Origin of the sequence: Pseudomonas serboccidentalis (genome assembly GCF_028830055.1) — a bacterium.
Classification (GTDB): Bacteria; Pseudomonadota; Gammaproteobacteria; order Pseudomonadales; family Pseudomonadaceae; genus Aquipseudomonas; species Aquipseudomonas serboccidentalis.
In genome coordinates this window covers 1801675-1826138 of sequence record NZ_CP101655.1, presented here as the reverse complement: position 1 = coordinate 1826138, position 24464 = coordinate 1801675, and the positions used below count along the sequence as shown (strand labels likewise).

Below are 24464 nucleotides of genomic sequence, written 5' to 3'. Positions count from 1 at the left end.
TGTGTCTGTCGAAATATCCGGTCAATGGAGGACGCAACGGCCCTCAACCCACCAACCGCGCCGCCAACGCCTTGGCCTGCAACGCCACATCCGTCACCGCCGTGCTCTCCCACCACATTCCGCGAAGCGGTGGCCCCATGGCGAACAATCGGCTGCCGGCCTGCCCTTGCGCGTCCAGCACCGCTCCGTCCACCGTCGCCGCAATCCCCAGCGCCAACGGCCCCGGCCTTACCAGTCCGCGCGCCAGCAACTGCTGCGGCAGCGGTCGTGCGACGCGGCGCCAGTCGTACTCGATGCCACTGGAATTGATCAGCGCCGCCCCCTGCACCACACAGGTCTGGGCTTCACCACGGCGGCGAATTCGAATACTCACGCCATCGCCCGTCGCAGGTTCAAGCCCCTTGAACGACGCCGCCTGTATCCGCAATCGTCCCTCGCTGTGCAAGCGCTCAACCAACGCCGCACTCAACGGTGGCGAGCGGTGATGATGACTCTCCCACCACGGCCGCACATGGCGTACGAATTGTCGCCGCTGCACATCAGTCGCCTGACTCCAGAGCCGTCCGATATGTGCCCGCACCGTGTCCAGCGGCGCCTGCCAGTCGATGCCCTGGGCGATGGCGTCACGGCAATGCTTGCGCAATTCACGCAGCAATTGGCGGGGCGTGTGAATACTTGGGTCGTCAGCGAGAAAATCTACCCAGGCCGGCGGTTGCCGCCGCACATGCGGCAACAGGCCGTGACGGGAAAACACTTCGATCGGCCCGCGATGCCCGGCCTGTTCCAGTGAGACCACCGCATCGACCATGGTCAACCCGGAGCCGATGATCAGCACGGTTGATCGCGGATCCAGCTGGCGCATGGCCGCGACATCCCAAGGATCGAGCGCAGCGGCATTGAGGCCACTGGAGTCTTTCTGCGGCGTGCGTGCGGCAGGGAACATGCCGGTGGCGAGCACGGCATAGGCAGCGCTTATGCGCCGACCATCATTCAAGGTCAGTTGCACCGAATCGGCCGCGGCTTGCAGATCGACGACCTCGGCACACACGTGCTCGACCGTCGAACCGTGCCGCGCACCGATGATCCGCGCCTCCGCCAGACGCTGTTGCACATACACGCCAAACAGCCCGCGCGGCGGGAACAGCTCACTGACCGGCACATCCTGCTCGGCAGATTCCGGCCAGCCACCGGCGGCAATGTGCGCGGTCAGCCATTGAGTCAGATCATCGGGGTTGTCCGGGTCGACACTCATGCGCGCCGCATTGCCGTTGAGCGTATGGCCCAGTTCGACCGCGCTGTAGGCCTCGCCGCGGCCGAGTTCGGCGCGCGGTTCGATGATCAGGAGCTTGCGCTGCCCGGGCAGTCGCAACAATTGCACGGCCAGCATCGTGCCGCTGAGGCCACCGCCGATGATCAGGATGTCTGCGCTCTGACTCATTCAAATCACCACATTGCGCACAAACCGCGTCGCCACTTCGCCATCATTGCGATAGCCGTGCGGCTGGTTGCTGGCAAACATGAAAAACTCGCCGGTGGCGATCTGCTGCCGTTGCTCACCGAGCATCAGGGTCAAGCAGCCCTCGAACACGTAAATCTGCTCGCTCCAGCCATCGGCATCCGGTTGCGACGGATAAACCTCGCCCGGTTGCAGACACCATTCCCACTGTTCGACCTCGCGGGTGGCCGTGGCTTTGGACAGCAGCACCGCTTTGCTGCCGGGAATGGCGCCGGCCCACGCCACTTCGTTGATGCGGCTCGGGTCGCGGGCGTCGGGCGCCTGAATCAGATCACTGAAGGCCACGTCGAGGGCTTCGGCGACGCGATCGAGGGTGGTCAGGCTGACATTCTTTTCCCCGGCCTCGATCGCCACCAGCATGCGCCGACTGACGCCGGACTTTTCGGCCAGCGCGGTCTGGCTCATGTCGGCAGCGTGGCGCAGGCGCCGAACGTTCTGGCTGACGTGTTGCAGGACGGACGCCCGCTGGCTGGAATCTTTGTGCACTATATTGCTCACTCGGTGGGGTTGGGCAGTATACTGCGCAACGTTGGACGCATTGTGCGTCCTGCCTTTTATAGTGCGCAAGTTCATGACGCCAGCAAACGGTTCCTCCACGCCTCTTCGCTTCTCCCGCTTCAGCAAGGCCGAGTGCGTGCTGGTACTGATCACCATGGTCTGGGGCGGAACATTCCTGCTGGTGCAACACGCCATGACCGCCAGCGGCCCGATGTTCTTCGTCGGCCTGCGCTTTGCCGCGGCGGCCTGCATCGTCGCGCTGTTTTCGTGGCGTCACTTGCGCGAACTGACGCTGTTCGAACTCAAGGCCGGGGCCTTCATCGGCGTGGCGATCATGCTCGGTTACGGCTTGCAGACGGTTGGCCTGCAAACGATCCCGAGCAGTCAGTCGGCCTTCATCACCGCGCTGTACGTGCCCTTTGTGCCGTTGCTGCAATGGCTGGTGCTGGGCCGGCGCCCGGGGTTGATGCCAAGCATCGGCATCATGCTGGCGTTTACCGGTTTGATGCTGTTGTCGGGGCCGTCCGGGGCTTCGCTGAATTTCAGTCCCGGTGAAATTGCCACGCTGATCAGTGCCATCGCGATTGCCGCCGAGATCATTCTGATCAGCACCTATGCCGGCCAGGTCGACGTGCGCCGGGTGACCGTGGTGCAACTGGCGGTGACGTCGGTGCTGTCGTTCCTGCTGGTGGTCCCGACCGGGGAAGCGATTCCGGGCTTTTCCTGGACATTGCTGGTGACGGCGCTGGGCCTGGGCGCGGCGAGTGCGGCGATTCAGGTCGCGATGAACTGGGCGCAGAAGAGTGTTTCGCCGACCCGGGCGACCTTGATCTATGCCGGTGAGCCGGTGTGGGCCGGGATTGTCGGGCGTATTGCCGGGGAGCGGTTGCCGGCGATTGCCCTGGTTGGCGCGGGATTGATTGTGGCGGCGGTGATTGTCAGCGAGTTGAAGACCAAGGGTAAGGCTTCGGAGGAAGCGTTGGAGGATTTCGAGCGCGAGACTGAGCGCTGAGACCTTTAAGATCAAAAGATCGCAGCCTTCGGCAGCTCCTACATTGTGAAATGCGTTTTCCTGTAGGAGCTGCCGAAGGCTGCGATCTTTTCGCTTTGGAAACAGAGCCAAACAGAAATATCCAGACTACTTTGTAGGATTCTGAGACATCCTGGCGTTTGGTGATCGGGGAACTGGCACGTATGATGCTTCACAAACTTCCGCAGATTAGAAGCCTATGTCCCTGATAGTTCTACTGCTTCTGCCATTCATTGGCAGCTGTCTGGCAGCGGTGCTGCCACACAACGCGCGTAATACCGAATCCCTGTTGGCAGGTCTGGTCGCTCTGATCGGCACCGTGCAGGTCGCGCTGTTGTATCCGCAAATCGCCCATGGCGGGGTGATCCGCGAAGAATTCATGTGGCTGCCCAGCCTGGGGTTGAACTTCGTCCTGCGCATGGACGGTTTCGCCTGGCTGTTCTCGATGCTGGTCCTCGGCATCGGCACCCTGGTTTCTTTATATGCCCGTTACTACATGTCGCCGGACGACCCGGTGCCGCGTTTCTTCGCCTTTTTCCTGGCGTTCATGGGCGCGATGCTCGGCCTGGTGATCTCCGGCAACCTGATCCAGATCGTGTTCTTCTGGGAGCTGACCAGTCTCTTCTCGTTCCTGTTGATCGGCTACTGGCACCACCGCGCCGATGCCCGGCGTGGCGCCTACATGGCGCTGATGGTCACCGGGGCCGGTGGATTGTGCCTGCTGGCGGGGGTCATGATCCTCGGCCATGTCGTCGGCAGCTATGACCTGGACAAGGTCCTGGCCGCCGGCGATCAGATTCGCGCACATGCCCTCTACCCTATTCTGCTTCCCCTCATCCTCATCGGCGCCCTCAGCAAAAGCGCCCAGTTCCCCTTCCACTTCTGGCTACCGCACGCCATGGCGGCGCCCACCCCGGTTTCGGCTTACCTGCACTCGGCGACCATGGTCAAGGCCGGGGTCTTTCTGTTGGCGCGTCTGTGGCCGTCGCTGTCCGGCAGTGAAGAATGGTTCTACATCGTCAGCGGCGCCGGCGCGTGTACGTTGTTGCTTGGCGCGTATTGCGCGATGTTCCAGAACGACCTCAAGGGCCTGCTGGCCTACTCGACCATCAGCCATCTGGGCCTGATCACCCTGCTGCTGGGCCTGAACAGTCCGCTGGCGGCAGTCGCGGCGGTGTTCCACATCCTCAACCACGCGACCTTCAAGGCTTCGCTGTTCATGGCCGCCGGCATCATCGACCACGAGAGCGGCACCCGCGATATCCGCAAGCTCAGCGGCCTGATCAAACTGATTCCGTTTACCGCGACGCTGGCGATGGTGGCCAGTGCGTCGATGGCCGGCGTGCCGTTGCTCAACGGTTTCCTGTCGAAAGAAATGTTCTTCGCCGAAACCGTGTTCATCAACGCCACGGCGTGGGTCGAAGCGGCGCTGCCGATTGTCGCGACCATCGCAGGGACCTTCAGCGTCGCCTACTCGCTGCGCTTCACCGTCGATGTGTTCTTCGGCCCGACGGCCACCGACCTGCCGCACACCCCGCACGAGCCGCCGCGCTGGATGCGCGCGCCGGTGGAGCTGCTGGTGTTCACCTGCCTGGTCGTCGGGATCTTCCCGGCGCAAGTGGTCGGCCCGCTGCTTGCGGCCGCCGCGCTGCCGGTGGTGGGCGGCACGCTGCCGGAGTACAGCCTGGCGATCTGGCACGGCCTCAATGCACCGATGATCATGAGCCTGATCGCCATGTCCGGCGGCATCGTGGTCTACCTGCTGCTGCGCAACCAACTCAAGCGTGGACGTTTCAAATACCCGCCGCTGGTGGGTCGCTTCAACGGCAAGCGTCTGTTCGAACGCAGTCTGGTGATGATGATGCGCCTGGCCCGCCGGGTAGAACGCCGACTCGGCACCCGACGCCTGCAGATGCAACTGTTCCTGATGGTATTGGCGGCGGTCCTCGCCGGCCTGATCCCGATGCTGCACAGCAGCCTGAGCTGGGGCGACCGGCCGAAGATTCCGGGTTCCATCGTGTTCGTTACCCTATGGCTGCTGGCAATCGCCTGCGCCCTCGGCGCCGCGTGGCAGGCCAAGTATCACCGTCTCGCCGCCCTGACCATGGTCAGCGTCTGCGGCCTGATGACCTGCGTGACCTTCGTCTGGTTCTCGGCGCCGGATCTGGCCCTGACGCAACTGGCGGTCGAAGTGGTGACCACGGTGCTGATCCTGCTCGGTCTGCGCTGGCTGCCACGACGCATCGAAGAAGTCTCGCCACTGCCGAGCAGCCTGCGCAAGGCGCGCATCCGCCGTCTGCGCGACTTGCTGCTGTCGATTGCCGTCGGCGCCGGCATGGCGCTGCTGTCCTACGCGATGCTGACCCGCCAGACGCCCAACGACATCTCGTCGTTCTACCTCAGCCGCGCCATGCCCGAGGGCGGTGGCAGCAACGTGGTCAACGTGATGCTGGTGGACTTCCGGGGTTTCGACACCCTCGGTGAAATCACCGTGCTGGTGGCGGTGGCCCTGACCGTGTTCGCCCTGCTGCGACGCTTCCGCCCGCCGAAAGAAAGCCTGCAACTGCCGGCCCAGCAACGCCTGCTCGCGCCGGACGTGGTCACCGATCTGGTCAACCCGCGTACCGCCAGCGACACCGCGCTCGGTTTCATGATGGTGCCGGCAGTGCTGGTGCGCCTGCTGCTGCCGATTGCGCTGGTGGTGTCGTTCTACCTGTTCATGCGCGGCCATAACCAGCCGGGTGGCGGTTTTGTCGCCGGTCTGGTGATGTCGGTGGCGTTCATCCTGCAATACATGGTTGCCGGGACGCAGTGGGTCGAAGCGCAAATGAGCCTGCGACCACTGCGCTGGATGGGCACCGGTCTGCTGTTCGCCACGGCTACCGGCCTCGGCGCGATGGCGGTCGGTTATCCGTTCCTCACTACTCACACCTGGCATTTCGAGTTGCCGCTACTGGGCGACATCCATATCGCCAGTGCGTTGTTCTTCGATATCGGCGTGTACGCCGTGGTGGTCGGCTCGACGTTGCTGATCCTGACCGCCCTCGCCCACCAATCGGTGCGTGGTCACAAGACCGCGTCGCTGCCCAAGTCCGTCGCCAGCAAAGGAGCCGTCTGATGGAAGAAGTCATCGCAATCGCCATCGGCGTACTCGCCGCGTCCGGTGTCTGGCTGGTGCTGCGGCCACGGACATTCCAGGTAGTCATGGGCCTGTGCCTGCTGTCCTACGCGGTCAACCTGTTCATCTTCAGCATGGGCAGCCTGTTCATCGGCAAGGAGCCGGTGATCAAGGACGGCGTGGTCCAGGATCTGCTGCACTACACCGATCCGCTGCCACAGGCGCTGGTGCTGACCGCCATCGTCATCAGCTTTGCCATGACCGCGCTGTTTCTGGTGGTGCTGCTCGCGTCGCGGGGCCTGACCGGCACCGACCACGTCGACGGCCGGGAGCCCAAGGAATGATGGCGATGACTCACCTGATCGCCGTACCGATCCTGCTGCCGCTGCTGACCGCCGCCATCATGTTGATGCTCGGCGAGAAGCACCGGCCGCTGAAGGCGAAAATCAATCTGTTCTCCAGCCTCGTCGGCCTGTTCATTTCGGTGATGCTGCTGCAGTGGACGCAAACCACTGGCGTGCCCGGTTCCATCGGCGTGTACCTGCCGGGCAACTGGCAGGCGCCGTTCGGCATCGTGCTGGTGGTCGATCGTCTGTCGGCATTGATGCTGGTGCTGACCGGCATCATTGGTGTCAGCGCCCTGCTCTTCGCCATGGCGCGCTGGGACGGCGCGGGGTCGAGCTTCCACGCGCTGTTCCAGATCCAGTTGATGGGCCTGTACGGCGCGTTCCTCACCGCCGACCTGTTCAACCTGTTCGTATTCTTCGAAGTGCTGTTGGCCGCCTCCTATGGCCTGTTGCTGCACGGTTCGGGTCGGGCGCGGGTCTCGTCGGGGCTGCATTACATCTCGATCAACCTGCTGGCCTCGTCGCTGTTCCTGATCGGCGCGGCGCTGATCTACGGCGTCACCGGCACCCTGAACATGGCCGATCTGGCGCTGAAGATTCCGCTGGTGCCGGAAGCCGACCGTGGCTTGCTGCACGCCGGCGCGGGGATTCTCGCGGTGGCGTTCCTGGCCAAGGCCGGCATGTGGCCACTGAACTTCTGGCTGGTGCCGGCCTATTCGTCAGCCAGCGCACCGGTGGCGGCGATGTTCGCGATCATGACCAAGGTTGGCGTCTACACCCTGCTGCGTCTGTGGACACTGCTGTTCTCCGGCCAGGCCGGCGCTTCGGCATTCTTCGGTGGCGACTGGCTGATCTACGGCGGCATGGCGACCATGGCCTGCGCAGCGCTGGCGATTCTCGCCGCACAACGTCTGGAGCGCATGGCCAGCCTGAGCATTCTGGTGTCGGCGGGGATTCTGCTGTCGGCGGTGGGTTTCGCCCAGCCGAACCTGATCGGCGCGGCGCTGTTCTATCTGGTCAGCTCGACGATGGCGCTGAGCGCGCTGTTTCTGCTGGCGGAATTGATCGAGCGCTCGCGTTCGGCCAACGAGATTCCGCTGGAAGACGAAAGCGAATTGTTGCCGCGCCCGCAGGAATCCCTGCAACCGCCCAAAGGCATCAACCTCGACGACGAACAGAAAGCCGTGGTCGGTCAGGTCATTCCGTGGACCATGGCGTTTCTCGGCCTGAGCTTCATCGCCTGTGCGCTGCTGATCATCGGCATGCCGCCGCTGTCCGGGTTTATCGGCAAGCTCAGCCTGATCGGCGCCCTGCTCAACCCACTGGGGCTGGGCACCGATGCGCCGGTTTCCAACGCTTCATGGGCGTTGCTGGCGCTGCTGATCTTGTCGGGGCTGGCCTCGCTGATGGCTTTTGCGCGTATGGGTATCCAGCGCTTCTGGACGCCGGAGGAGCGTCCTTCGCCGCTGCTGCGCAAACTCGAATGCGCGCCGATCTTCCTGCTGCTGGGGCTGAGCATCGCCCTGACCTTCAGGGCCGAGCCGCTGCTGCGTTACACCCAGGCCACCGCCGAAGCGCTGAATAATCCGCAGCAATACGTGATGGCCGTGCTCGGCACCCGCGCCGTGCCAAGCCCGGAAGCCAAAGCCGCGATGCTGGAGGTGCAGCCATGAAGCGCGTGTTTCCGGCTCCGTTGCTGTCACTGGCGTTGTGGGTGCTGTGGTTGACGCTGAACCTGTCAGTCAGCCCGGGCAACCTGTTGCTCGGCGCAATACTGGGGTTTGCCGCACCGTTGATGATGCGCAAGCTGCGTCCGAAACAGGTGCGCATTCGCCGGCCGCTGACGATCCTGCGCCTGTTCCTGTTGGTGGGGCGCGACGTGGTGATGTCCAATCTGATCGTCGCCTGGGGTGTACTCAACGCCGGTCGCCGGACACCGCGTTCGCGCTTCGTCAAAGTGCCGCTGGACCTGCGCGACGCCAACGGTCTGGCCGCACTGGCGATGATCTGCACTGTGGTGCCCGGCACCGTGTGGTCGGAGCTGGCGCTGGATCGCAGCATCCTGCTGCTGCACGTTTGGGATCTGGATGACGAGGCGCACTTCATCCACCACTTCAAGACTGCCTATGAGCAGCCGTTGATGGAGATTTTCGAATGAGCCCGCTGCTGTCGAACGCAATTCTGCTGACGCTGTTCCTGTTCTCGCTGGCGATGGTCCTGACCCTGATCCGCCTGTTCAAGGGGCCGTCGGCGCAGGATCGGGTTCTCGCTCTGGACTACCTGTACATCGTCGCCATGCTGATGATGCTGACCCTGGGCATCCGTTATTCCAGTGACACCTATTTCGAGGCGGCGCTGCTGATCGCGCTGTTCGGCTTCGTCGGCTCGTTTGCCCTGGCGAAATTCCTGCTGCGTGGCGAGGTGATCGAATGAATGCTGAATTGTCGCTGTGGGTCGAGATTCCGGTGGCGATCCTGCTGGTGCTCAGCGGCGTATTCGCCCTGATCGGCGCGACCGGATTGCTGAGCATGAAGGACTACTTCCAGCGCATGCACCCGCCAGCACTGGCTTCGACGCTGGGTGCGTGGTGCGTGGCGCTGGCGTCGATCATCTGTTTCTCGGCGTTGAAATCGGGGCCGGTGCTGCACGCCTGGCTGATCCCGATTCTGCTGGCGATTACCGTGCCGGTGACCACCCTGCTGCTGGCGCGGGCGGCGTTGTTCCGCAAGCGCATGGCGGGGGATGATGTGCCAGCCGAGGTGAGCAGTCGCAGGACCGAGAGCGGTCGCTGACCCCATTAAAAGATCGCAGCCTTCGGCAGCTCCTACATTGGAATGCGAACCCCCGTAGGAGCTGCCGAAGGCTGCGATCTTTTGATCTTGCTTTTCTAGACCCAGGCCACCGCCAACAACCCCGCCCCCAACACCAGACACAACGGCGAGTACACCCAGGTATCCAGCCGCGCAAACCGTGAATCCTTCACCTCCTTGAAAAAACCCACCAGATTCGAATCGCCGATCGCCCGGGCAAACATCAACAGCGCAATCGCGCTGATCACCCATTGCAACGCTGGGTGATGCACCGCCGCCATTCCCCAGCCGACCCGCATGCACACCAACCCGGCAATCATCAACAACGCAGCTGCCACCAGCAAGGTGATCCAGCCTGACGGTTTGAACGCCGGTCGCACCGTCACCACCAAGCCTTGCACCGGCACTTGCGGCACCGCCGCGACCGCCGCCCATTGTCCACCCAGCGCCCAATACACATGCACCAGGGCGATCACTGCAAAAATCGTCACCAGCCATTGAGCCATCACAAAGGTCATGGTTGAAATCCTTTCAGGGGATTTGAACAAATCATCCTAGTCGGCTTTTTTTGAAGTGCACGACCGATCAGCGGTACGGTAAAGTGCCGCCCCATGAAATTCACCCGTTCCGATCGTTCACTGCTGGCCTGGATGCTTTATTGCTGCGTCCTGTTCAACGTGTTCGCCTGCAGCATCGGTCACGGGCAAATGGTCGGGATGCAACTCAACGGCATCGGCGGCCAGTTCTGTACGGTCGATCCGGCCACTCAAGCGCCGCTGACCAACAATCCCACCGAAGAAAAACTGCCGACCCTGTCCAAGGCGTTCGGCTGTCCGCTGTGCTCGGTCGGCGGCGGCATGGGCCCGGCGTTCAACTCCAGCCTGACCCTGGCAGTCCTGCCGGAACAACACAGCCCGCCGCTGGCGCCCGGCGTCAGCGCCAACCTCCCTGCCCGCTTCACCTGGCCTTCGGCCAATCCTCGCGCCCCACCGCTCGCCTGAGTGTCTTTGCCCTTTTGATTGTTCAGCCCACTGCGCCAACGCGCGGCGTTCGCCTGTGCGCTGATTCCTAGACAAGCATTCAGGATTCAACGATGAAACATATTCCTCTGCTGGCGAGCCTTTGCGGCTGCCTGTCCCTTAACGCCTGGGCGCAATCCACCGTGGATCTGGCGCCGATCACCATCGACGGCGAATCCGGCGCCGAGCCGGGATTGAGCCTCGATCAATCCAGCGGCATGGCCTCGCGCCTCGGCCTCAGCGTACGCGATACGCCAGCCTCGGTGGCCATCGCCAACCGCAACGACATCGAACGCCACGGCGCGCAGAACTTCCAGGACGCTGCCAACAGCCTGCCCGGGGTCAATGCCAGCGCACCGCCAGGCTTTGGCGGATTCGTCTCCTATCGCGGCTTCACCAGCAGCCAGATCACCCAAATGTTCAACGGCATCAACGTCTCCGGCGGCCTCGCCCGGCCGGTGGATGCCTGGATCTATGATCGAGTCGAACTGGTGGGCGGCCCGTCGTCGCTGATCAACGGCGCAGGCTCGGTGGGCGGCTCGCTGAACTACGTGACCAAACTGGCGACCCGCGACGAGCAAGCCGTCGAAGGTCGCGTCAGCTACGGCAGCTACGACACCACCGAAACCGCGTTCGGCCTCAACCACGCACTCACCGACCCGAGCGCCGATGTGCAGCACTACGCGCGCCTGGACGTCAGCCACAACACCAGCAACGGTTATATCGACCGCCAGGAACGCGACGCCTGGAGCGTGGCGTTCTCGTTGCTCAGCGACCTTACGCCGGATTTGTCGCACACCCTGGCTCTGGAATATCAGGACGAACACGAAGACAGCCCGTACTGGGGAACCCCGGTGCTCAATCCCAAGGCCGGCGAGTTGAAGATCGACAAACACAACCGCTTCAACAACTACAACGTCGAGGACGGTCGCTATGAACAGCGCACGATCTGGGTACGCTCGATCATCGACTACCGGATCAACGACAACACCACCCTGCGCAACACGCTGTATCACCTCGACAGCCAGCGCGATTACCGCAACCTCGAAACCTATCAGTACAACGCTGACAACACGGCGGTGAACCGCTCCACCGCGTATCAGGTACGACATCAGGGCGAGCAGAACGGCAACCAGTTCGAACTGCGCCACGACAACACCCTGCTCGGCCTCGACACCACCTGGTCCGGTGGCTTCGAATACAAGGTCAACCAGACCACCAACTCGCCGCTGAACATCAAAGGTGCGAGCACGGTCGATCCGAACAACTATCGGCCGGGGCATTTCTACGACATCCCCGGCACCCACCCGGCGCTGATCAGCGACAAGACCAACGAAGTCACGACCAAGGCGCTGTTCGTTGAAAACCGCCTGGCCCTGACCGACAAACTGGCACTGCTGACCGGCCTGCGTTACGACGACATCGACCTCGACGTGACCAACCACCGCACGGTGACGGCGTCCAACCCCAAACACCTCAAGCGCAGCTGGGAACCCGTCACCGGACGCGCCGGCCTGACCTATCAGTTCATCCCTTCGGCCAACGTCTACGTGCAATACAGCACCGCCGCCGAACAACCGAACAGCACTCAGGACTTCGATGTGTCGACCGGTAAACAATGGGAAATCGGCAGTAAATTCGACTACCTCAACGGCCGCGGCTCGGCGACGGTGGCTGCCTACACCATCGAACGCAAGGACTTCGCCGTGACTGATCCGCTGGACCCGACCAGCAGCATTCCGGTGGGCCAGCAAACCTCTAAGGGCATCGAGATCGCCAGCTCCCTGCGAATCACCGACCAGCTGTTGGCCGAAGGCAACTTCGCCTGGGTCGATGCGCAGTACGACGACTTCACCGAGAAGAATGCTGCCGGCGTGGTGGTATCGCGCAAGGGCAACACACCGACCAACGTCCCGGACCGGGTGGGCAACCTGTGGCTGACTTATGATTTTTCGCCGCAATGGCAAGGGGGGGTCGATGCGCGGTACGTGGCGTCGGTGTATGCGGACACGGCAAACACCATGACCGTGCCGTCGTACACGTTGTTCGGCAGCTTCCTCAGTTACAAGGTCGACTCGCACACCACCGTCACCGGCCGGGTGCGCAACCTGACCAATGAGGTGTATGCCGAGTTTGCGCATGTGTCGCCGGCTTACTACCTGGGCACGCCGCGTACCTTTGAATTGGCGGTGCAGACGAAGTTCTGACCCTAACCCGATGCCCTGCAGGAGCTGCCGAAGGCTGCGATCTTTTGATCTGATTTTCAAAGGCCAAAGTCAAAAGATCGCAGCCTGCGGCAACTCCTACAAGAGCAGTGTCACAAACTGGCGGATACCTTATCCGCCACATCCTTCGGCACCCACGCCTGCCACACCTGCGGATGCGCCTTCATGAACGCCTCCGCGGCTTCCCGTGGCGCGGTGTGTTTCTCGCTCATCTCGGCCAGTGCCTTGTTCAACGACGCAATCGGGAAATCCACTTTGCTGAAGAATTCGGCAATCTGCGGATACTGCTTCTGGAACGGCGTAGACACCCCGATCGACAGCTTCGATGCCAGCGAACGGGTCGGTTTCGGATTGGGATTGTCGGCATCGGTCAGGGTCTTCCACGCCTCGGCATCAAACGGCGGCTCTTCGAGCTGTACCAGTTTGAATTTGCCCAGCAGCGGCGTCGGCGACCAGTAATAGAACAGCACCGGTTTGCCCCGACGAATCGAAGAACTGATCTCGGCGTCCAGCGCCGCACCGGAACCACTGCGGAAGTTGGTGTAGTCGTCCTGCAGGCCGTACGCGGTCAGCTTCTGTTTGTTGACCACTTCCGAGGTCCAGCCGATCGGGCTGTTGAGGAACCGGCCCTTGCTCGGGTTCTCCGGGTCCTTGAACACATCCTTGTATTTCTTCAGATCACTGACACTGCGCAGATCCGGCGCCAGCGGCTTGATGCCCTTGGCCGGGTCGCCCTTGATCACGTATTCCGGCACCCACCAGCCTTCAGTGGCGCCCTTGACCGTATCACCGAGACTGGCGACCTTGCCCTCCGCCTCGGCCTTGACCCACACCGGACTGCGCCCGGCCCACTCCTCGCCAATGACCTGAATGTCATTGTTGGCCAGCGCGGTCTCAAGCGTGATGGTGGTGCCGGGCAGCGTATCGGTCGGCAGCCCGTAACCCTTCTCGACGATGATCCGCAGGACATCGGTGATCAGGCTGCCGCTTTCCCAGTTCAGGTCGGCAAAATGGATGGGCGCCTGCGCTGCCGCTATCGATTGCGCGGACGTCAGCACACCGAACGTGACCACGCTGGCGGCCAGTAACCGTCGAAATCCTTTCATGCTTTTGCACCTCGTGCTGTTCACAGCAATAGCAGGACGGCCTGACAGAAGACCGCAAGCCTCTGAATACTCAGTCAACTGACTGTAGCCGAGGTTCCTGCTTTTTCAGGGAGCCAATCCCCGACGAGGTTATGTTTCAGACTTTTCCTGCAAGCTTTGCAGCTCGCGTCTGACCATGCTGGCGTATTCCGCAGGCCGCAAGGTATAGATCTGCGCAGCCACCCAATTCAGCCAGCCCCCCTGCAATTCGGCTTTGGCGTTGAACAAGCGCAAGGCTTCCTCACGCGCACGGTCGAGGTTCTGCGAATGGAAGTCGGCGCGACTCAAGCCACCGATCACTCGCTGGCCTTGAACGTGACCAGTTCGCCTTTGCGCCACTTCGCCGCTTTGCCGGTGACGGCTTTCAGGGTCTTGGTCAGGCCTTCCTGCAATTGCTGATGCGCGGCAAACACCGTCACCACGCTGTGGCCTTCCTTGAACAGGATCGCGTGACCCTCGGCGGTTTCGACAAAGGCGTAATCGCCCAGGCCATAGACCGTCAGTTTGATCTCGCGAAAACGGATGTCCATCTTGCCGCCTTCACGGCTGGGCAGGACCGAGGCGCTGAAATGATCACCTACCTTGAGCTTGAGGCCCGGTTTGTCATCGACCACCAACGCACTTTCGGTGTCGATTTCGGCCACGTAAATGCCTTCGGCGTTCTGTTCGGTGATGTAAACAAAACGCGATTGGAACAGCTTGACCAGCTTTGCACGCAAATCACCCAGCACGAACAAAGCATGCATATCGAGATTACTGACTGCCAAAGAAACATCCCCACATCTGAAAAAGTACCCTGCGCAAAGACGCGCACGGCAAAAAAAACGGCCAGGCCGATGCTGTTACCCAATGACTCCACTAAACCTGAATCAAGCAGAACGCCCATTCATCGCGAGTTCGCAAGACTACTGGAAAGTCTCGCGAGAAACTTGCCTCGACGTTCGCCAGGCCTTGAAGGAAAAATCTTCACTTAAGCGTAGCGAAGACTGACTACAAACTTTAGGGAAAAAACTGACGAAAAAAAGCCCTTTTCCGACATATCGCCCGTAAAAAATTGCTTTAGATAGGCACCTGTCGCCAACAGGCACTGGCGATTCTAGAGCAGCGATGCTCCTTACGACTACCCGAACCGACCAGTAAACGTCGGCCAACTCATGAAAAGGACTTCATATGTGCACTCTGACTCACTTTGCTTGCCCCTCCAACGCCAGCATCGACGCGCCTTTCGTGTTGCACGCAGCCGATATACCGGAGCTTGCGCACTACGCACAAAGCGCCAACACACCGCGCTTCCAGGTCGTCCCGGCCGGTAATGCGTTCTTTCATATCAAGGAATCGTCTACCGGTCGTGTAAGAGGTTTCCGCGAAGATCATAACGCAGCCTGTGCCCTAGCCCGCTCGCTTGAAGCACGAATCGAACTCTTGCCCAACGACTGCCTCAGATAAAGAGCGAGCGACAGCGCCATTCCGGCACACGCAAAAGGAGTACACGATGGAACTGCCTGCATATGATCTGAAAACCTTGTTCGACCAACTCGGACTGCCATCGGAGGGCAACGCAATCGACGACTTCATCGAAGCGCATCCGCTGGACGCCAATACCAAACTGATCGATGCCGAATTCTGGACGCCGCAACAGGCACAACTTCTGAAGGAATGGCTGCGCGCCGACGGCGAGGAAGCGATGATGGTCGATGAGTTGAACGTACGCTTGCACGACGGCCGTTAATCAATGTCAGTGCAGGCTGTCGCCTGGTTCGGCTTGCAGTTGCGCGAGCCAGGCAGCCTTGCACTCCTCCGCCTCGTCGCGACTGGCGAACGCAGTGCCACGCCGCTCACCGTTGAGCAACACCACCCAGCACACGCTCTGGCCCATCGCGCGCAATCCGGCGGGCACACCACTGCCAATCATCACCGCGACATCGACTCTGCTCTGCATGCTGACCTCTCCACTTCATTAGCCACCTAACTAGTAGCAATGTTAATGAGTTCGTCACAGCGGAAACAGCAACGCCCGTGCACAGATTCATTGCATGGACGGTAATAATCGATCAGCTCGGACTCTCCGGTTTATACCCCAATCGCAACCCGCCCCAATGCCGGCCCTTGACCATGATCGGCACCGATAAATCATGCATCAACTCCCCGGTGTCGCGGGTGTAGGTCTGCAGCAGCACCGCTTGCTGATGACTGCCACAGCGGATGCCGGTGCGGTCGGCGAACTTGCGTTTGGTGCGATTGCCCACGGCGTCGACCTGCTCGTCACCGGTCAGCGGCTGACTGAACGCCAGGTTATGCGTCGGCACATAGCCCTGCTGCGTGCAGGCGATGGCGAACACCAACCCTTCGTGGCGCGGCAACAGCGGCTCCTGAATCGCTGGCAGCACCTGATCGGTATAGCGGTCGAAACGGGTATGGAACTTCGCCGGTTGCGTCCCGGGAATCGGTTGATACTGGCGGTCGAACAAATCCTCAAGGCTGATCCGCCCCTGCTCGACATCCGCCTCGAACCGCGCCGCAATCTGGGTCGCCCCCTCACGTGCCAGGTCATAGACCCGCTGGTGGTAGTCATCCAGACCGACTTCGGCCAGACGCTCGCTGATGGTTTCTGCCTGGCCCTCCATCTGCACGGCGGCCTCGGCCAGGCGTCGGGTCTGTTGATCGCTGATCGCCAGATCACTGCGCATCTGCTCGATGGCCTTGAACAGGCTGTCGAGCTGCTCTCGGTTGGTTTCCGCGCCACGGGCAATTTCGCCGACCTGACCTTCCACCCCCGCGGCCAACCGGGCAATGTTTTCCAGATGCTGACCGGTGTTTTCCACCTGTGCGACGCCGACCTGCAGATCGCTGGACAGCTCGCGGATCTGCTCCACTACCTGCGCCGTGCGCTGTTGAATATCGGCGACCATTTCCCCGACTTCGCCAGTCGCCGACGCCGTGCGCGCCGCCAGACCGCGCACCTCGTCCGCCACCACCGCAAAACCACGACCATGCTCGCCCGCCCGCGCCGCTTCAATCGCCGCGTTGAGGGCCAGCAGATTGGTCTGGCTGGCGATGGACTGAATCACCAGCGTCACCCGTTGAATGTCGTCGCTGCGCAGGCTCAGGGCTTCGATCAGCTCACGGCTGGCGTTGGCGCGCTGGCTGAGCTGGTGCATGCGCGCAATCGAATCCACCAGCTCGGTACGCCCCGCCGCGCTGCTGTGGTGCGCTTCACTGGCGGCGTCCAGCGCTGCACGGCTGAGCTGCGAGGTAGCGTGTTCGGTGGCGATCATCACTTCGGCGTTGCTGACAATCTGCGCCGCCGCGTCGAGCTGCGATTCCAGCTTGCTGGCCAGTTGTTTGACGGAAAACGCCACACCCGCGGCTGACAGAGCGTTATGACTGGTGGTGTAGGAAAGATCGCGAGTGAGTTCGGAAATCGCGCTGCCGGTCTCGACAGGCGCGGCATCGGCGACGGCACGGGAACGCAGGCGTGGCAGCCAGACAATCAACACCACCAGTGGCAGGCCGATGTACAACGACCACTCACCCAGCGTCATGCCGACGAGCAACAGCATCAAGGCAATGCTTTGCAGGGTCGGAGCGATCCAGCGGTTTTTCGGCAACAGCACTGGTGCGGGCAGAGCCGCAACCAGAGATCCATCTCTCGTCATTTCGTCACCCCACGCATGTTCTCATTGTTGTATCCGCATTAAACGCCACTACCTGGCCATTATCCATGGTCCGTTAGTCGTGGAGCCTGCAGCAGGTCAATGGAACCGCTCGGGAATCGTGCAGACGAGCAAAAGCAAAGATCGCAGCCTTCGGCAGCTCCTACAGCGGTTCACGTAAACCCATGTAGGAGCTGCCGAAGGCTGCGATCTTTTGCAGGCGCCCCCCATTCAGGGGGCAGCCATGGAATCAGGCCTGACGCTGGTGCTTGTCGATCTGCTCGTGACGCTCTTGAGCTTCGATGCAGTACTTGGTGGTCGGGCTGATCAGCAGGCGCTTCAGGCCGATGGCCTCGCCGCTGTCGTCGCACCAGCCAAAACTGTCTTCCTTGATGCGCTCAAGGGCTTGTTCCAGTTGCGGCAGCATGCGCTGGTCGCGATCGATCGCGTTGACCAGCCAGGTGCGCTCTTCTTCAACCGAAGCCGCGTCCGCCGGGTCGGCCGGGGTGTCCAGGCTTTCGATGGCGATACGGTTTTGCTCAATGCGCTCGTGGGTTTCGACTTTCATGTTCTGCAGCAGCTCAGTGAAGAAAGCGTGCTGCTCGGCATTCATGTAGTCATCTGCCGGCATGGCCAGCAACTTGTCCTTTGTCATTGATATCTCTATAAAAAAACGTGCATTAAGGCGAATTAGGGAGCGTTCCGGCGAACCGTGTCCGGTCGACGAAAAGGCATCGTTTATTGCAAACGCCACCCGGCACTCAATTTACGAAGGGGCGGCAGTCTAAGGCCCGTTTGAGGCCTCAGCAACTGTAAATACTGGGAATTTGTCCGACAACACCCGTAAACAGCTCTGACACAGGCGTCATGGCGGTCATCGGAGTGCGTTTATAGCAAGAAATTCAGTCGAGCGGCTGTATATAGAAGACAAACGGCTAACCCAGTGGCAGTTGGTCGCATTTTTTTCAGCCATGCCGCCCGCGCAGTGCATCGTTTCAGCAAAGCAAACCCGAAAAAGCCCCCTAATATCAGAGCAAACCAACACCTGTGGCGAGGGGGCTTGCCCCCGCTGAGTCGCGGGGCGGCCCTGCTTTTTTCTTTCAAGCAGAGGGTCTGCTGCGAAGTCCAACGGGACGGTGCAACGATTCGACAAGCCCCCTCGCCACAGGGTGATCAATTTGCCAAAAGGACTCCCCATGCCCCGCCCCGATCTGCCGGCCAACGACGAGCGCCCCCTCGCCAGCCCCCCGATCAATGCCGAGCGTCTGCTGCAACTGATCACCGACGAATACGATACCCTGCCGCGCCAACTCAAGCGCATCGCCAGTTACATGAGCCAGCAAAGCGACCGGATCATGGTTGATCGCATCAGCGACATCGCCCGTGAATGCGAAGTGCATCCGTCCGCCATCGTGCGCTTCTCGCAGCGCTTCGGCTTCAGCGGCTTCAGCGAAATGCAGGCCTTGTTCCGCACCGCCTACACCCACAAAGCCTCGCCGGTGCAGAACTACCAGCAACGCATCCGCAGCATGATCGCCAACCAGTCGCAGCCAGCCAGCGACGGCGACCTCGCCCGCGAATGCATCGACGCCACCCGCTCCGGCATCGAACGCCTGGGCCGCGAACTCGACGACGTCGCGTTCGAAAAAGCCGTCGACCTGATCGTCAACGCCGACAACATCTATGTCATCGGCGTGCGCCGCTCCTTCGCCGTCGCCGACTACCTCGTTTACAACTTGCAACACACTCACAAGCGGATTCACCTGGTGTCCGGCCTTGGCGGTAGTTATCGAGAGCAGATGCGCAGCGTGCGCAGTGGAGATCTGGTGATCGCCATCAGCTTCACCCCCTACGCCAAGGAAACCCAACACTGCCTGCGCTACGCCCGCCAGCAACAAGCAAACACCCTGATCCTCACCGACAGCCATCTCTCGCCACTGGCGAGGAACGCCAACAGCCTGTTGCTGGTGAATGAAGGCAGCGCATTGGCGTTCCGCTCGTTGAGCGCGACCTTGTGTTTGTGTCAGGCGTTGTTTGTGGCGGTGGCGTATCGGCTGGAATTGAATGTCGAGGAGATTCACGAGCAAGCGGGGTTTGACGACTGACATTTGCCTCAGGCTCGGCTAGGTTATGCCTTCCCACCGGTTCGACTTGAAGGAACGCGTCATGAAACTGATCGGCATGCTGGACTCCCCTTACGTGCGCCGCGTGGCGATCTCCGCCAAACGCCTCGGCATCGCCCTCGAACACCAATCGGTCTCGGTGTTCCGCCACTTCGAGCAATTCCAGCAGATCAACCCGGTGGTCAAGGCGCCCACGCTGATCCTCGATGACGGCGTGGTCCTGATGGACTCCACCCTCATCCTCGACTACCTCGAAGCCGCCAGCGGCAAAAGCCTGCTGCCCAGCGACCTCAAACAACGCGCTCACGCCCTGCGCCTGATCGGCCTCAGCCTCGCCGCCTGCGAAAAAGCCGTGCAGCTCTACTACGAACGCAACCTGCGCCCGGCCGACATCCAATACCAACCATGGGTCGAACGCGTCGAAGGCCAACTCGCCGCCGCCTTCACCGCCCTCGAACAGGAACTCGAAAAAAGCGGCCTGCCCACCGACGGCACCCTCACCCAGGCCGGCATCAGCCTCGCCGTCGCCTGGAGCTTCACCGGCCTCGTCGTCCCCGACCAGATCGACACCCGCCGCTACCCGCACATCGCCCAATACACCGCCTACGCCGAAACCCTCGAAGCGTTCGTCAGCACCCCGATGACCTGACCATGAGCGCAACCGACACCGCCGCGCCGGCGTTAAAGGAAATCTTCAACGCCGAACGCCTGCACCACATCGCCACTGAAATGAGCGCCGTGTACCCGGCGTTCAAGGCCAAAGCGTTTCTCAAGCATGCCAACGACGGGCTTGCCGAACTCTCGGTGATGCAACGCATGGCCCGCGTCAGCGAAAGCCTGCACGCCGTGCTGCCGCTGGACTACGAAGATTCCCTCGATGTGCTGCGCGAACTCGCCCCCCGCCTCAACAGCGGATTCGTCAGCATGTGCCTGCCGCACTACGTCGCCAGCTACGGCGGCCACGCGTTCGATACCTCGATGCAAGCACTGAAATACTTCACCACCTTCGGCTCCTCCGAATTCGCCATCCGCCACTTCCTGCGCAGCGACCTCAAACGCTCGCTGGAACTCATGCACGACTGGACCCAAGACGAAAACCACCACGTCCGCCGCCTCGCCAGCGAAGGCACCCGCCCTCGCCTGCCCTGGTCATTTCGCCTGGAAGCGGTGCAGGCCAATCCGCAATTGGCCGCCGGAATCCTCGATCGATTGAAAGCCGACGAGAGTCTGTACGTGCGCAAGTCCGTGGCGAACCATTTGAATGACGTGACCAAAGAGCATCCGGAGTGGGTGCTGGACACGATTGAAGGCTGGTCGCTGGAGAACAAACACACGGCGTGGATTGCCAAGCATGCGTTGCGCAGTTTGATCAAACAGGGAGATCTGCGAGCGCTGACGGTGATTGGTGCCGGAGCCAAGGCTGAGGTTGAGTTGCTGGATGTGCGGGTTGAGCCGGCGGTGGTGCGGTTGGGGGAAGCGATTACATTGTCGTTTACGGTGAAGTCGACGGTGGCGCATGAGCAACGGTTGGTGATTGATTATGCGATTGACTATGTGAAGGCGAATGGCGGGGTTTCAGGGAAGGTTTTCAAGTTGAAGACGGTGGTGTTGGCGGGGTTTGGGGAGTTGGTTGTGGGGAGGCGGCAGGTGATTCGGGATTTTACGACGCGGAAGCATTTTTTGGGGCGGCATGGGGTTAGGGTTTTGGTTAATGGGGAGGTTTTGGGGAGTGCTGCGTTTGAGATCGTCGCTGATTGATATCGGTAATAGATTCCGTTGATCTGGCGGGACTCGGGCTGATAGGGAATTACGGATGGGGCTGCTTTCGGCCAAAAGCGGACGATTAATAAAACCTGCCAAAGGTGTCTTGGTGCGAGGGAAGATTATGAAGGAACCAAACTGCCGTCGATCATGGATTCCTGAACAGCGCTGATGTCATCTGATCCCTTAGCGCAAAACTGAACGTCCCGAGTGAATGCGCTTTCAAGATGGCCGATCCTAAAAACGTCGCCGATAGCTAACCCCTGAGTCAGCTGATTCTCACTGAGTTCATAAAACTCACTCAAGCAAATCCAAGTATTCTTCGGGAAGCAGGTGGACTTAGCAGGAAAAAAGAAAGCAGCAAATCTATTGGCACTCTGGCAGCCAAAATCATTCCGATAGTGGTGTCCTTGAGATGTAGTTTTGGCCACCAGGACTATTCCATTTTTCAAGTTGCCCAAAACAACCAAATACTTGTCTTTGGATGTGCCATCAGCAAATAGAAATTCTTTATGGAGATAGATTGTTCCTGGGGTCACGTTATTTCCTTAGCGTGGCGACCAATTCTGCTCGATCGGCGGCGAGACTCATAACGGCACCCTCCTCCTGCCTACGCACAGCCATACGGTAAGGGATGCTCTCTTGCTTTCGCCCCTCGACTTCGTAGATCTGATGCCATGGCAGATTTTCGAGGTGAGTTTCCTCCACCATTTGCTCTGCATCAGAGTTTTTAAACTGATCTGCCAAACTGTGCATGATACGAAGCTCACGCTTTGAAAAATGCGATGAGTCGAATTCGCTTAACGCCTCGACTCTAAGCATTTGCCCTTTGGCTGTAGAGAAGAATTCGAACGAGCAATTTCCATCCCAATCTCGCTCAGGACGCTTCAGTTCCTCGAAGAGGTCGGTGGGAACAGGCCCCATTGGCCACGCGAAATACTCCAGCCCAGTGACTGGTCGGCCGGTATCTTTAAAATGCGTAAAGTCTAAGAAATACAAAAGCTTAAAAAGCTTTGTCTTACCCAGCTTTCGCGTATTTTGCGCGAAAAACTTGACCGCTTCGATCAGCTTTTCGCGTTCATGGTTGATTAGCATAGGTAGAGGATAGCTCAATGCGTGATCTGGACTCTATAGCATTGGATCGTCAGTGTTCATCATGCCTTCATCTGGGCTGCGCAGGAAGCAACGACGGAGGTGGTACAAGCCGTAAAGGTTCACAGGTCGGAAAGGGGGTGTAGCAGCAACTTTAAATGGCAAACACCTAAGATTAGCAGCCAATTCAGAAACATGCGCACAACGAATGACATTCTATTTTTCTTGATTTGAAGCGATTGAAAAACGTCGAAGACCTGCCCCATGATGCCATTTAGATATCAATCCGATATCGTTTCAGGGAAAGATCAAGATGAGACTTCATAGATTAGAAATTAGTGGTTTTAAACGCATCCACTCCGCGACTGTTGAATTCGGCGAAGCAACGTTCTTAATCGGTGCGAACAATGCAGGAAAAAGTTCCGTATTACAGGCAGTAGAGTGGCTGCTTTCGGCTAGAACCGTAATGGACCAGTGCTTTTATTGCTCAGAAGCTGATCCTGACACGGGGGAAAACAAAATTTCTTGCAAGACCGTGACATTGGAAGCTGAGTTTCGTGATGTTCCCGACCAATCTAGCGAGTAGAGAGGGTTTAAAGGAAGAGTCTTTAATTATGACCCCGGCGAGTCGGGAGAGACAGGAAAGAGCATTTTTTACAGAAAAACCTATAGCCTTGGTGAAAGTGTAATTACTGAATTGAAATCTTTTGCTCGCACTCTCCATCCTGATTTTTCCGCGATTAACAAGCCGATGGATTTATTGGAAAGGGGTATTGATCCCGGCGTTGTGCAAGACCTATTCAAAGACATGGATAAAAAAATAAGTGCCGCCGACCGCGCTAAACTGGAGCTGATTGACGAGATCTGGGATGTTTCAGAGGATGAAGTTTGGGACAAGAATCCAGGCGGAATTAGTAGTGTGGTACTATCAAAACTGCCAAATTTTTTATTGATACCTGCGGAATCTTCAGCCCACGAGTTCGACAAGGCTGGCGTACTCCACAAAACTCTTAATGAGCTTTTCAAGGATGTTAGAGAAACATCTGAACACTTCAAAACTGCCCAACACAGTCTGAATCTTCTAGCGAAAGAGCTAGATCCTTCCGACGCGGAGTCGGAGTTTGGGAAGATGATGCTGGAGCTAAATAAAGTTTTGGGCGGTGTCTTTCCTGAATCCAGAATCTTCGCTTCTGCGGATCTTTCAGGACCAGAATCCTTGAATCCGGTGTTCGCAATTGAGATGTCGAGCAACATCCGTACTAGTATCGCTAATCAAGGAACTGGAATGGTGCGCGCTGCGGTTTTTGGACTTCTCCGGTTCCGTCAGCAATGGCTAAAAAAAAGGGGTGGCAACGATGATCGCGGACTCATAATAGGGTTTGAAGAGCCTGAAATATTTCTTCATCCCAGCGCAGCAAACCAAATGCGTGATTTGATTTACGAGCTTTCAGGCGGCACGTCTCAAATAGTAGCCACTACTCACTCCCCATATTTAATAGACCTATCTAGAAAACCCAAACAGGTTTTAAATCGCTTCCATTATGAACTGGGGCATTCAACAATACACGCATTCTCCGTTTCTGAGAAATTTCGAGAGCTTCAGGCAGACGACAAGGATCAAGTGAAAATGCTGATAAAGCTTGACGATCACGTGTCTCGAATTTTCTTTACTCGCAAGGTTGTCGTTGTAGAGGGTGACACTGAAGAGGTTTTGATAAAAGAAGCTATCCGTCGAATGACTCCGGAGCTTCGAGCGAAAGTTTTATCTGGAAGCGAAATAGTTAAAGCCAGAGGCAAGGCTGCGATTATAGGACTAGTAAAGTATCTTAATGCTCTGAACGTTAATTATTATGTGATTCATGATCGAGACCAAGGCACCGCTGGCGCTGAAATATTCAACCAGCCAATTGCGGATGCGGTTGGAGATAATAGAAAAATCACTATGTTACATGAGTGCGTAGAGGACTTGATAGGCTACCCCGCGCCCAGCTCGGAAAAACCGTTCAAAGCTTATCGGGAGACGTTGGCCTGGAATGAAAGCTGGGAGGGCGTTCCGCAATCGTTACGAGACGTAATGGCGAAAGCATTCAGCCCTTATATTTAATTTATTTGTTATCAGTTGCAACA

The 24464-nt window shown here is 59.4% G+C and carries 27 protein-coding genes; 16 read left to right on the top strand and 11 right to left on the bottom strand.

Annotated features, from left to right (window positions below; all coding sequences use genetic code 11):
* Positions 1–43 precede the first annotated feature (43 nt).
* Both NN484_RS08470 and NN484_RS08465 read right to left on the bottom strand, forming a co-directional pair.
* Complete coding sequence (locus NN484_RS08470) at positions 44–1438, bottom strand: FAD/NAD(P)-binding protein (RefSeq protein ID WP_215499597.1); 1395 nt, start codon at positions 1436–1438, stop codon at positions 44–46.
* Entirely contained in the window at positions 1439–2002 is a 564-nt protein-coding gene (locus NN484_RS08465) for a helix-turn-helix domain-containing protein (protein ID WP_215499595.1), read from the bottom strand.
* A gap of 85 nt (positions 2003–2087) precedes the next feature.
* Between NN484_RS08465 and NN484_RS08460 the strand changes: the two genes are divergently transcribed.
* The 7 genes from NN484_RS08460 (at position 2088) to NN484_RS08430 (ending at position 9301) form a co-directional block, all read left to right on the top strand.
* Positions 2088–3026 carry a DMT family transporter gene (locus NN484_RS08460; protein ID WP_274658878.1) on the top strand — a complete coding sequence of 313 codons (939 nt, stop codon included), beginning with the start codon at positions 2088–2090 and terminating at the stop codon, positions 3024–3026.
* Between the two features lie 217 nt (positions 3027–3243).
* The gene (locus tag NN484_RS08455) at positions 3244–6162 is read left to right on the top strand and encodes a monovalent cation/H+ antiporter subunit A (protein WP_274658877.1); all 2919 of its coding nucleotides are present in this window, start codon (positions 3244–3246) and stop codon (positions 6160–6162) included.
* On the top strand, positions 6162–6506 hold the full coding sequence (locus tag NN484_RS08450) for a Na+/H+ antiporter subunit C (RefSeq protein ID WP_025111393.1): 345 nt from the start codon (positions 6162–6164) through the stop codon (positions 6504–6506). Before NN484_RS08455 ends, NN484_RS08450 begins: the two co-directional genes overlap by 1 nt.
* Positions 6503–8182 carry a monovalent cation/H+ antiporter subunit D gene (locus NN484_RS08445; RefSeq protein WP_274658876.1) on the top strand — a complete coding sequence of 560 codons (1680 nt, stop codon included), beginning with the start codon at positions 6503–6505 and terminating at the stop codon, positions 8180–8182. The genes NN484_RS08450 and NN484_RS08445 overlap by 4 nt, the downstream gene beginning before the upstream one ends.
* Positions 8179–8667, top strand: a complete 489-nt coding sequence (locus tag NN484_RS08440; RefSeq protein WP_127651465.1) for a Na+/H+ antiporter subunit E — start codon at positions 8179–8181, stop codon at positions 8665–8667. The genes NN484_RS08445 and NN484_RS08440 overlap by 4 nt, the downstream gene beginning before the upstream one ends.
* Positions 8664–8942 carry a K+/H+ antiporter subunit F gene (locus NN484_RS08435; RefSeq protein ID WP_003225959.1) on the top strand — a complete coding sequence of 93 codons (279 nt, stop codon included), beginning with the start codon at positions 8664–8666 and terminating at the stop codon, positions 8940–8942. Before NN484_RS08440 ends, NN484_RS08435 begins: the two co-directional genes overlap by 4 nt.
* Positions 8939–9301 (top strand): Na+/H+ antiporter subunit G, encoded by a 363-nt coding sequence (locus tag NN484_RS08430; RefSeq protein WP_127651466.1) that lies wholly within the window; start codon positions 8939–8941, stop codon positions 9299–9301. Before NN484_RS08435 ends, NN484_RS08430 begins: the two co-directional genes overlap by 4 nt.
* 95 nt (positions 9302–9396) lie before the next feature.
* Here NN484_RS08430 and NN484_RS08425 read toward each other — a convergent pair whose 3' ends face one another.
* Positions 9397–9837: a DUF3995 domain-containing protein gene (locus NN484_RS08425; RefSeq protein ID WP_215499588.1), complete on the bottom strand. Its 441-nt coding sequence runs from the start codon at positions 9835–9837 to the stop codon at positions 9397–9399.
* Positions 9838–9930: 93 nt separating this feature from the next.
* Between NN484_RS08425 and NN484_RS08420 the strand changes: the two genes are divergently transcribed.
* Both NN484_RS08420 and NN484_RS08415 read left to right on the top strand, forming a co-directional pair.
* A complete protein-coding gene (locus tag NN484_RS08420) occupies positions 9931–10320 on the top strand; it encodes a DUF2946 domain-containing protein (protein WP_274658875.1) in 390 nt (129 codons plus the stop codon).
* Positions 10321–10412: 92 nt separating this feature from the next.
* Entirely contained in the window at positions 10413–12545 is a 2133-nt protein-coding gene (locus NN484_RS08415) for a TonB-dependent receptor (RefSeq protein ID WP_274658874.1), read from the top strand.
* A gap of 110 nt (positions 12546–12655) precedes the next feature.
* On the opposite strand, the gene NN484_RS08410 is transcribed toward NN484_RS08415, so the two are convergent.
* The 3 genes from NN484_RS08410 to NN484_RS08400 all read right to left on the bottom strand — a co-directional run bounded on the left by NN484_RS08410 (position 12656) and on the right by NN484_RS08400 (position 14454).
* Complete coding sequence (locus NN484_RS08410) at positions 12656–13669, bottom strand: ABC transporter substrate-binding protein (protein WP_274658873.1); 1014 nt, start codon at positions 13667–13669, stop codon at positions 12656–12658.
* Positions 13670–13798: 129 nt separating this feature from the next.
* The gene (locus NN484_RS08405; RefSeq protein ID WP_274658872.1) at positions 13799–13996 is read right to left on the bottom strand and encodes a hypothetical protein; all 198 of its coding nucleotides are present in this window, start codon (positions 13994–13996) and stop codon (positions 13799–13801) included.
* Positions 13997–14004: 8 nt separating this feature from the next.
* A complete protein-coding gene (locus NN484_RS08400) occupies positions 14005–14454 on the bottom strand; it encodes a hypothetical protein (protein ID WP_215499578.1) in 450 nt (149 codons plus the stop codon).
* 424 nt (positions 14455–14878) lie between these two features.
* Between NN484_RS08400 and NN484_RS08395 the strand changes: the two genes are divergently transcribed.
* Both NN484_RS08395 and NN484_RS08390 read left to right on the top strand, forming a co-directional pair.
* A complete protein-coding gene (locus NN484_RS08395) occupies positions 14879–15154 on the top strand; it encodes a hypothetical protein (RefSeq protein ID WP_252191429.1) in 276 nt (91 codons plus the stop codon).
* Between the two features lie 46 nt (positions 15155–15200).
* Positions 15201–15437 carry a DUF2789 family protein gene (locus NN484_RS08390; RefSeq protein WP_215499576.1) on the top strand — a complete coding sequence of 79 codons (237 nt, stop codon included), beginning with the start codon at positions 15201–15203 and terminating at the stop codon, positions 15435–15437.
* 6 nt (positions 15438–15443) lie between these two features.
* Here NN484_RS08390 and NN484_RS08385 read toward each other — a convergent pair whose 3' ends face one another.
* The 3 genes from NN484_RS08385 to NN484_RS08375 all read right to left on the bottom strand — a co-directional run bounded on the left by NN484_RS08385 (position 15444) and on the right by NN484_RS08375 (position 18016).
* A complete protein-coding gene (locus tag NN484_RS08385; protein ID WP_025111382.1) occupies positions 15444–15647 on the bottom strand; it encodes a hypothetical protein in 204 nt (67 codons plus the stop codon).
* Positions 15648–15759: 112 nt separating this feature from the next.
* Complete coding sequence (locus NN484_RS08380) at positions 15760–16983, bottom strand: methyl-accepting chemotaxis protein (RefSeq protein WP_425518805.1); 1224 nt, start codon at positions 16981–16983, stop codon at positions 15760–15762.
* Between the two features lie 628 nt (positions 16984–17611).
* Complete coding sequence (locus NN484_RS08375) at positions 17612–18016, bottom strand: TraR/DksA family transcriptional regulator (protein WP_003225981.1); 405 nt, start codon at positions 18014–18016, stop codon at positions 17612–17614.
* A gap of 541 nt (positions 18017–18557) precedes the next feature.
* Here NN484_RS08375 and NN484_RS08370 point away from each other — a divergent pair.
* The 3 genes from NN484_RS08370 (at position 18558) to NN484_RS08360 (ending at position 21242) form a co-directional block, all read left to right on the top strand.
* Positions 18558–19466 (top strand): MurR/RpiR family transcriptional regulator, encoded by a 909-nt coding sequence (locus NN484_RS08370; RefSeq protein WP_127651476.1) that lies wholly within the window; start codon positions 18558–18560, stop codon positions 19464–19466.
* A 61-nt stretch (positions 19467–19527) separates the two neighbouring features.
* Positions 19528–20133 carry a glutathione S-transferase gene (locus tag NN484_RS08365; protein ID WP_274658870.1) on the top strand — a complete coding sequence of 202 codons (606 nt, stop codon included), beginning with the start codon at positions 19528–19530 and terminating at the stop codon, positions 20131–20133.
* A 2-nt stretch (positions 20134–20135) separates the two neighbouring features.
* On the top strand, positions 20136–21242 hold the full coding sequence (locus NN484_RS08360; protein WP_274658869.1) for a DNA alkylation repair protein: 1107 nt from the start codon (positions 20136–20138) through the stop codon (positions 21240–21242).
* A 125-nt stretch (positions 21243–21367) separates the two neighbouring features.
* On the opposite strand, the gene NN484_RS08355 is transcribed toward NN484_RS08360, so the two are convergent.
* Positions 21368–21784, bottom strand: coding sequence for a hypothetical protein (locus NN484_RS08355; RefSeq protein WP_274658868.1), 417 nt, complete (start codon positions 21782–21784; stop codon positions 21368–21370).
* Between the two features lies 1 nt (position 21785).
* Positions 21786–22358, bottom strand: a complete 573-nt coding sequence (locus NN484_RS08350; RefSeq protein WP_274658867.1) for a Panacea domain-containing protein — start codon at positions 22356–22358, stop codon at positions 21786–21788.
* A 292-nt stretch (positions 22359–22650) separates the two neighbouring features.
* On the opposite strand from NN484_RS08350, the gene NN484_RS08345 reads away from it, so the two are divergent.
* Positions 22651–22923 (top strand): AAA family ATPase, encoded by a 273-nt coding sequence (locus tag NN484_RS08345; RefSeq protein WP_274658866.1) that lies wholly within the window; start codon positions 22651–22653, stop codon positions 22921–22923.
* 111 nt (positions 22924–23034) lie between these two features.
* The gene (locus tag NN484_RS08340; RefSeq protein WP_274658865.1) at positions 23035–24441 is read left to right on the top strand and encodes an ATP-dependent nuclease; all 1407 of its coding nucleotides are present in this window, start codon (positions 23035–23037) and stop codon (positions 24439–24441) included.
* Positions 24442–24464 lie beyond the last annotated feature (23 nt).

What these genes read in the sequence shown, in the direction of transcription:
- NN484_RS08415 (WP_274658874.1), top strand. Translation starts at nt 10,413, where the DNA reads ATGAAACATATTCCTCTGCTGGCGAGCCTTTGCGGCTGCCTGTCCCTT.
- NN484_RS08365 (WP_274658870.1), top strand. Translation starts at nt 19,528, where the DNA reads ATGAAACTGATCGGCATGCTGGACTCCCCTTACGTGCGCCGCGTGGCG.
- NN484_RS08345 (WP_274658866.1), top strand. Translation starts at nt 22,651, where the DNA reads ATGAGACTTCATAGATTAGAAATTAGTGGTTTTAAACGCATCCACTCC.
- NN484_RS08445 (WP_274658876.1), top strand. Translation starts at nt 6,503, where the DNA reads ATGATGGCGATGACTCACCTGATCGCCGTACCGATCCTGCTGCCGCTG.
- NN484_RS08435 (WP_003225959.1), top strand. Translation starts at nt 8,664, where the DNA reads ATGAGCCCGCTGCTGTCGAACGCAATTCTGCTGACGCTGTTCCTGTTC.
- NN484_RS08425 (WP_215499588.1), bottom strand. Translation starts at nt 9,837, where the DNA reads ATGACCTTTGTGATGGCTCAATGGCTGGTGACGATTTTTGCAGTGATC.
- NN484_RS08460 (WP_274658878.1), top strand. Translation starts at nt 2,088, where the DNA reads ATGACGCCAGCAAACGGTTCCTCCACGCCTCTTCGCTTCTCCCGCTTC.
- NN484_RS08455 (WP_274658877.1), top strand. Translation starts at nt 3,244, where the DNA reads ATGTCCCTGATAGTTCTACTGCTTCTGCCATTCATTGGCAGCTGTCTG.
- NN484_RS08450 (WP_025111393.1), top strand. Translation starts at nt 6,162, where the DNA reads ATGGAAGAAGTCATCGCAATCGCCATCGGCGTACTCGCCGCGTCCGGT.
- NN484_RS08390 (WP_215499576.1), top strand. Translation starts at nt 15,201, where the DNA reads ATGGAACTGCCTGCATATGATCTGAAAACCTTGTTCGACCAACTCGGA.
- NN484_RS08470 (WP_215499597.1), bottom strand. Translation starts at nt 1,438, where the DNA reads ATGAGTCAGAGCGCAGACATCCTGATCATCGGCGGTGGCCTCAGCGGC.
- NN484_RS08440 (WP_127651465.1), top strand. Translation starts at nt 8,179, where the DNA reads ATGAAGCGCGTGTTTCCGGCTCCGTTGCTGTCACTGGCGTTGTGGGTG.
- NN484_RS08410 (WP_274658873.1), bottom strand. Translation starts at nt 13,669, where the DNA reads ATGAAAGGATTTCGACGGTTACTGGCCGCCAGCGTGGTCACGTTCGGT.
- NN484_RS08420 (WP_274658875.1), top strand. Translation starts at nt 9,931, where the DNA reads ATGAAATTCACCCGTTCCGATCGTTCACTGCTGGCCTGGATGCTTTAT.
- NN484_RS08385 (WP_025111382.1), bottom strand. Translation starts at nt 15,647, where the DNA reads ATGCAGAGCAGAGTCGATGTCGCGGTGATGATTGGCAGTGGTGTGCCC.
- NN484_RS08430 (WP_127651466.1), top strand. Translation starts at nt 8,939, where the DNA reads ATGAATGCTGAATTGTCGCTGTGGGTCGAGATTCCGGTGGCGATCCTG.
- NN484_RS08400 (WP_215499578.1), bottom strand. Translation starts at nt 14,454, where the DNA reads ATGCATGCTTTGTTCGTGCTGGGTGATTTGCGTGCAAAGCTGGTCAAG.
- NN484_RS08395 (WP_252191429.1), top strand. Translation starts at nt 14,879, where the DNA reads ATGTGCACTCTGACTCACTTTGCTTGCCCCTCCAACGCCAGCATCGAC.
- NN484_RS08370 (WP_127651476.1), top strand. Translation starts at nt 18,558, where the DNA reads ATGCCCCGCCCCGATCTGCCGGCCAACGACGAGCGCCCCCTCGCCAGC.
- NN484_RS08380 (WP_425518805.1), bottom strand. Translation starts at nt 16,983, where the DNA reads ATGATCGCCACCGAACACGCTACCTCGCAGCTCAGCCGTGCAGCGCTG.
- NN484_RS08375 (WP_003225981.1), bottom strand. Translation starts at nt 18,016, where the DNA reads ATGACAAAGGACAAGTTGCTGGCCATGCCGGCAGATGACTACATGAAT.
- NN484_RS08360 (WP_274658869.1), top strand. Translation starts at nt 20,136, where the DNA reads ATGAGCGCAACCGACACCGCCGCGCCGGCGTTAAAGGAAATCTTCAAC.